Below are 6,751 nucleotides of genomic sequence, written 5' to 3'. Positions count from 1 at the left end.
TTGCAACTTTTTGCGGCGGGAAAAAGTTGAATAAAAACAAAGACATAAATTATAGTTATTTAATATATACTAAAAAATTTTTATCTTTTTTTATTTGCAGGGGCTAGCCCCCGCTCCCCCAGTTCTTTTGCTGCCGCAAAGAACCAAAAAGACTGCATTTCATAAAATATAGCTTTTTATTTATAACAAAATATAAATATTATTTTATATACTCCAAATATATAAAGCTAAAACACTTGCATTTTTTGCAACTTTTTGCGGCGGGAAAAAGTTGAATAAAAACAAAGACATAAATTATAGTTATTTAATATATACTAAAAAACACAACCGCTTCTTCCTAAGCTCAGTTGCTCTCCAAATACCTAAAAACATTCTTCGCAATATATAAAGCGTCCTCCTCTTTAAGTGTGCTGTATAATGGCAAAGTTACTTCATTCTTATACAAATTAAAAGCATTTATATAATTATTATCCGCATAATCCTTATAAACATTATATGCATTGTGAAAAGGAAGAGGCAAATAATGCACATTAAGCACTATACCAAGTTTTGACATATTTTCTATAAGTAAATCCCTATCAGCCTCCTCATAATCCTTAATTCTCATCAAATACAAATGATAAGATGATTCAGCCTCATCGTCTTTAAAAACAGGAAGTATAACTTTTTTGCTCGCTCCCAAAACACTGTTATATATATTCACAATGTTTTTTCTGTTTTTAATCATCTCATCATATCTTCTTAATTGCGATAAACCAATAGCCGCATGAATATCGCTCATATTGCACTTATAGCCAGCAACCTCAATATCATATCTCCAGCTTCCTAATTTTGTTTTATCTAAAGCACTTTTATTCTGACCATTCAAAGCCCAAACAGACACTTCTTTGTAAATCTCATCAGCGTTAATATCTCCAATATCATTAAAACTCAAAGCCCCACCCTCAGCAGTTGTAACATTCTTTACAGCATGAAATGAGAAAGAAGAAAAATCAGCCTGAGAGCCTACCCTATTTCCTTTATAGATAGCACCAATAGAATGAGCAGCATCAAGCAAAAATAAAGCCCTGTTTAATTGCTTTTGATATTTATTTGTATTTAATGGAGTAAATAAATCTTTTTTCTTTTCGAGTATTTTTATAATGCCGTCATAATCACAAGGCTTACCGCCAACATCAACAGCAATAACAGCTTTTGTTTTACTTGTAATAGCATTTTCAAGTTTTTCCAAATCTATATTAAAGTCATTATCAGCCGCATCAATAAATACAACCTTAGCCCCTAAATGTATAGCCACATTAGCAGTAGAAGCATAAGTATACGCAGGCACTATCACCTCATCGCCCTCAGTAACGCCAAATATTTTTAAAACAAGCTCCATAGCCATAGTAGCACTGGATAAAAGCTTTACCCTCTTAACGTTTATATATTTAGAAAGCTCCTCTTCAAGCCCTTTGTTTACAGGTCCGCTAGTAATCCAGCCGGATTTTAAAACATTAACTACAGCCTCAATTTCATTATCTGTAATATCAGGCGGCGAGAAAGGTATAATTTTGTTCATTGTTGTGTTTCCTTATTATTTTATTATCTTACTATTTTATTATAATTTATTATATAATTTTAAATAAATATGTTAATTAAATTATGTTTACTATTATAAATCTAAAAAATATAAAATCAATAATGTAGTATTTAGATTATTAATATAATTTTTAAGTTTTTTATTTGAGGGGGATAGCCCCCGTAAATATTAACTTCAAAATAGAAATTCAAAAAATACAAAAATCTTTAGTAAGTGTTAAAGTGATTATATTTTTATAAATTATAATTATCAACTTTTTCCCGCCTTAGCTTTGCGGACTTTGTCAAAGTTTTCACTATTCGGGCACGCTTCGCGAAAACGCAAGTGCTTTAGCTTTTTTGAATATATAAAAAGCTATAATTTATTGAATGCAGCCTTTTTGGTTCTTTGCGGCAGCAAAAGAACTGGGGGTATGGGGGCAAAGCCACCACAAATAATAAAAAACATAACAACCCGCACGCATAAAATATACATGTTAATAAGAGGTTATATCGTGCGGAAAGGTGCTACAGCTCGTATGTCTAGTCCCTGCAAATATTAACTTCAAAATAGAAATTCAAAAAATACAAAAATCTTTAGTAAGTATTAAAGTGATTATATTTTTATAAATTATAAATAACACTTATAAAATGATAATAAATAATTTTTTTGAAATAAAATAAAAAATTAAGAGCCATTGCATATAGGCAAAAAAACTACAACAAAACCTATATGCAAACAGCTAAATACAATTTTTCATATATTAATAGTAATAAACCTCAAAGCCCTCTCGGAAGCATCTTCTATCAAAACCTTAGAATTAGCAATTGCCTCCTCAAGCGGCATAGCTCTCTTTAAAGCAGGCATAATGGAATCTATACCCATCTCATAAACTGCCTCAGCACCATCTCTAATATCGCCAACTATAGCAATAACAGAAATATCTTTGTTTAATTTTTTTACCCTTCTTGCAACACCCACAGGAACCTTTCCCTTTTTTGTCTGCCCGTCAATAGCTCCCTCTCCTGTAATAACCAAAGAAGCTCCTTCAAGCTCTTTCTCAAAATTAATTATATCAAGCATAGCGTCAATTCCGCTTTTAATCTCCGCATTACAAAAACCAATAAGCCCGCCTCCTAAACCTCCGGCAGCACCAGCACCCTCTATAAAGTCAATTTCTTTTTTATATTTTTCTTTTATTAGCTTAGCAATATTTTTAAGCCCATCATCAAGCACATCAAAACTCTCTTTAGTAACACCCTTTTGTTTGCCGTATATAGCAGTAGCTCCATCTTCTCCATAAAGCACATTCTTAACATCAGAGGCCACATTTATTTTTATGTCAAAAAGTCTTTTATCAACATTACTGTCATCTATGCTTTTTACTTTTATCATGTTCTCAGCAATACTCTCAAGCTCTTTACCGTTTTCATCTAAAAATCTATACCCCAAAGCATTAGCCATTCCAATACCGCAATCGTTAGTAGCACTTCCGCCAATTCCAATAAGTATCTCTTTAACCCCTCTCTTAATAGCATCTCTTATAAGCTCCCCCGTTCCATAGGTAGAAGATTTTAAAGGGTTTCTCTCTTTCTCACTCACTAATGTAATTCCGGAAGCCTCTGCCATCTCTATAACCGCCTGACTTTTATTAATTAATCCATACTTAGCATTAACAGTTTTGCCTAAAGGGTTCTTTACATCAACTCTTATAAACTCTCCCCCAGCAGCATAAATCACACTCTCTACAGTGCCTTCCCCTCCGTCTGCTATTGGAATCTTCTTTATAACAGCATCTTTTAATACTTTTAATACCCCCCTCTCTATACATTCAGCAACCTCTAAACTGCTCGCACTTCCTTTAAATGAATCTGGTATTATTATTATCTTATTCATAAATAAATATCCTAATGTTAAATTTTTTTTTTTGTTATTCACATTCTAATTGCAATAAAATATCTTTATAATATTCAAATTTAGTATCTATATTACTTGTAGTTATAGTTTGTATTACTAATCTTCCTGTATTAACATCAAAAAATGACAATTGCAAAGAATCAAAAGTTTCATTGTTTTTTAATATTCTAAAAATACTATGATTTGCCGTAATCCTCGACCAAGAAAAATACATATTATCATTTATTTTTTCTAATTCTAATAATTGATATGAATCATTTTTATACTTCTTATTTTTAACATTAAACTGCCTTTTATATTCAGTTATATAGTCATCAATAGAATTAATCTTACAGCTTTTTATCCATCTTAAAATCATACTCGAATCATTTTTCTTTACAGCAGAAGAATCAATCTTTACAAAACCATTATCAAATTTAAAAGGCATCTGATTATTGATAAATATATCCCAATTATTAGGATGTTTGATTTTTATACCATAAACACTAAAAGTCATTATATTGTCAATATCTTTTCTCATAAACTTACCATAATATTATAATTACAGAATAGATGCAAATTTTTGTTTTTGCATCTACTCTGTGTATTAATTATTATTTATTTACTATGTTAGCTAAAGAATCTTCAGTTACAGAAGAAGTTTCAGCACCAGAATATATAATAGAATCTAATCTATTATGGAATTTCACTACAACTTCTTCAGGACATTTAGTAACAAGACTAACTGCTACAAATAAAATAGTATTAACAACCAAAGCCCATATAAGAGCAGAGAAACCTAAAGGCGGAGCTACAAAGAATGTAAATACTATTGCAGTTATTAATCCGCCTATAGTACCAATTATAGCACCTTCTTTAGTGCTTCTTCTCCAGAATAATCCTCCCACAGTTTCAGGAAGTATTTGAGCAAAGAAAGGAGAAGACAATTTATAAGCATAATCTGTAATAGAAGCAGGTCTTATAGCTACAATCACTAAAGTTATAATCATTAATCCAAACAATACTATTCTGCCGAAAGTTACAACATCTTTAGAAGAAGTAGCAACATCATTTTTAAATTTATGCAAATAAATATCCCTTGAAGCAATAGCAGAAGCAGATAACAATAAAGAGTCAGCAGTAGATACACCAAATGCAAACAAACATAATAAAGATATGAAAGATACAAGAGGCGGAGCATATTGTGTAGATAAAACAGCTACAACATTGTCAGGTTTAGGGAAATTAGGACCTAATATAGCAGGAGCTAATATAGCACCTATAAGCACTATAGGAGTATAAACCAAAACATATGATAAAGGCATAGCCCAAGACATTTGTCTGAAATTATCTTTGTTAGCAGCTACAAAAGTTCTCATAAATATATGCGGCCATACAACAGTAGCTATAGCTCCAGTTAAAGCATTACCTATCATACCCTGCCAATTAAAAGTACCTCTAGGTCCTGGCATAGATAAAATAGAAGCAGTCTCAGTATTTTCCATAATAATTTTTACAGCTTGAGCAAATCCGCCGTCAGGGAAATGTTTGATAGTAAGATATGAAATTAATACTATTAAAGTACCGAATCCCAATATCATGTGGAAAGTATCCATCCAAGCTACGCCGCCCATACCGCCGCCTATAATATGTAATGATACTACTATAGTACCAACAGCAACAGCTATTACATAAGGAACTAAGCTATTAGTAGTTACAACTACAGCATCGCCTATAGCTATTAATTGCATTGCTACATAAGGAACTATAAATATTATTAATACTAAAGCTATCAATATGCCGTAAAACTCAGAATAAAATCTAGACCTCAAGAAATCAACAGGAGTGCTGTAACCATATTCTTTACCTAATATCCATAATCTATATCCAAGTATTACGAACATTAAACCGGCTACCATTCCGCCTGTGTTAGAATAGAACCCTATACCGTCTCTATAAATTCCAGCAGGAGCTCCATAAAAAGCTAAAGCAGAAAATACAGATATAGAAGTAGTACATAACAATATAAACGGATTTAATCCTCTATTAGCAGTAAAAAAACTTTCAGAAGATTTACTAGTAGTTTTAAAAGTTCTAAATCCATGAAAAACTATAAATACTGAATATATTAATATACCAATAGAAATAAGAATTGAATTTATCATAGTTTTTTTCTCCTAAATTATTGTTTTTTTGAATAATTAACATGCTCTTGCGTTTTAAAGAATGCATTAAAATACAATCCCCAAACTATAGAAGCAGGTACAGGCAAGAATAACAATATACAAAGCTGAAGCGGCAGCCACCCAAATAAAATAGGATTAGGTATAATTGTTACTATTACATAGTCAAATAAAAAATAGCAAATATTAAATAGTATAAACAATATTTTTGTACTTTTCTTCATAATAATATCCTTGAATAATGTTTATTTATAATCATAAAATCCTTTTCCTGTTTTTCTTCCCAAATTACCGGATTCTACTTTTTTGACAAGAAGAGGACATGGTCTAAATTTGGAATCTTTAAACCCATCATATAACGTATTCATTACAGAAAGCACCGTATCAAGCCCAGCAAAATCTGCCAACTCCAAAGGTCCCATAGGTAAATTAGCTCCATATTTCATGGCATTGTCTATATCTTTTGGGTCTATGCCTTCCATAACTAAAAACATAGCTTCATTCCACATAGGAACAAATATTCTATTAACAATAAAGCCCGGAAAATCTTTCGCTGTTACAGAAACTTTATTAAGTTTATCAGATACATCTTTAATAAAATTTAAAGTTTCCAATGAAGTATTAATAGAAGGTATTATCTCAACCAATTTCATCACAGGTGCCGGAATAAAAAAATGCATACCTATCACTTTATCTGCTCTGTTAGTTACAGATGCCAAAGAAGCTATAGATAAAGTAGAAGTATTAGAAGCGAGTATTGTTTCTTTATTACATATACTATCTAACTTCCTAAAAACATCTTTTTTTATCTCAATATTCTCATTTACAGCCTCTACAACCAACTCACTATCTTTAGCATCATCATAGTTAGTAGAAATTTTGATTCTTGATAAAACAGCATTTTTCTCATCATTAGAACATTTATTTTTTTCTACCATACGTTCTAATTGTTTTTCTATTTTACTCAAAGCATTCTCTACAAAACTTTCTTTAATATCAATCAAAACAGTATTAAATCCAGAATATGCAAATACCTGAGCTATTCCGCTGCCCATTAACCCTGAACCTATAACAGAAACTTTCTTTTCCATTATTTGTACTCCCAATAAGT

6 protein-coding genes are annotated in these 6,751 nt (G+C 31.1%); all 6 read right to left on the bottom strand.

The features are described 5' to 3' along the window. Positions 1-343: 343 nt before the first annotated feature. Complete coding sequence (locus Q0H31_RS07010) at positions 344-1,561, bottom strand: DegT/DnrJ/EryC1/StrS aminotransferase family protein (protein ID WP_295296724.1); 1,218 nt, start codon at positions 1,559-1,561, stop codon at positions 344-346. A 756-nt stretch (positions 1,562-2,317) separates the two neighbouring features. Next, a complete protein-coding gene (locus Q0H31_RS07005; protein ID WP_295296722.1) occupies positions 2,318-3,457 on the bottom strand; it encodes a glycerate kinase in 1,140 nt (379 codons plus the stop codon). Positions 3,458-3,491: 34 nt separating this feature from the next. Next, complete coding sequence (locus Q0H31_RS07000; protein WP_295296719.1) at positions 3,492-3,998, bottom strand: hypothetical protein; 507 nt, start codon at positions 3,996-3,998, stop codon at positions 3,492-3,494. Positions 3,999-4,071: 73 nt separating this feature from the next. After that, complete coding sequence (locus Q0H31_RS06995; protein ID WP_295296717.1) at positions 4,072-5,622, bottom strand: sodium:solute symporter family protein; 1,551 nt, start codon at positions 5,620-5,622, stop codon at positions 4,072-4,074. Between the two features lie 17 nt (positions 5,623-5,639). Next, a complete protein-coding gene (locus Q0H31_RS06990) occupies positions 5,640-5,864 on the bottom strand; it encodes a hypothetical protein (protein ID WP_157148876.1) in 225 nt (74 codons plus the stop codon). A 21-nt stretch (positions 5,865-5,885) separates the two neighbouring features. Beyond that, positions 5,886-6,746 carry a 3-hydroxyacyl-CoA dehydrogenase NAD-binding domain-containing protein gene (locus Q0H31_RS06985; RefSeq protein ID WP_366938241.1) on the bottom strand — a complete coding sequence of 287 codons (861 nt, stop codon included), beginning with the start codon at positions 6,744-6,746 and terminating at the stop codon, positions 5,886-5,888. Positions 6,747-6,751: the final 5 nt, after the last annotated feature.

The organism is uncultured Brachyspira sp., assembly GCF_934747485.1.
In the GTDB taxonomy this organism is placed as follows: domain Bacteria; phylum Spirochaetota; class Brachyspiria; order Brachyspirales; family Brachyspiraceae; genus Brachyspira.
The sequence above is the reverse complement of the archived record's forward strand: the minus strand, read 5'-3'. Positions and strand labels throughout refer to the sequence as shown.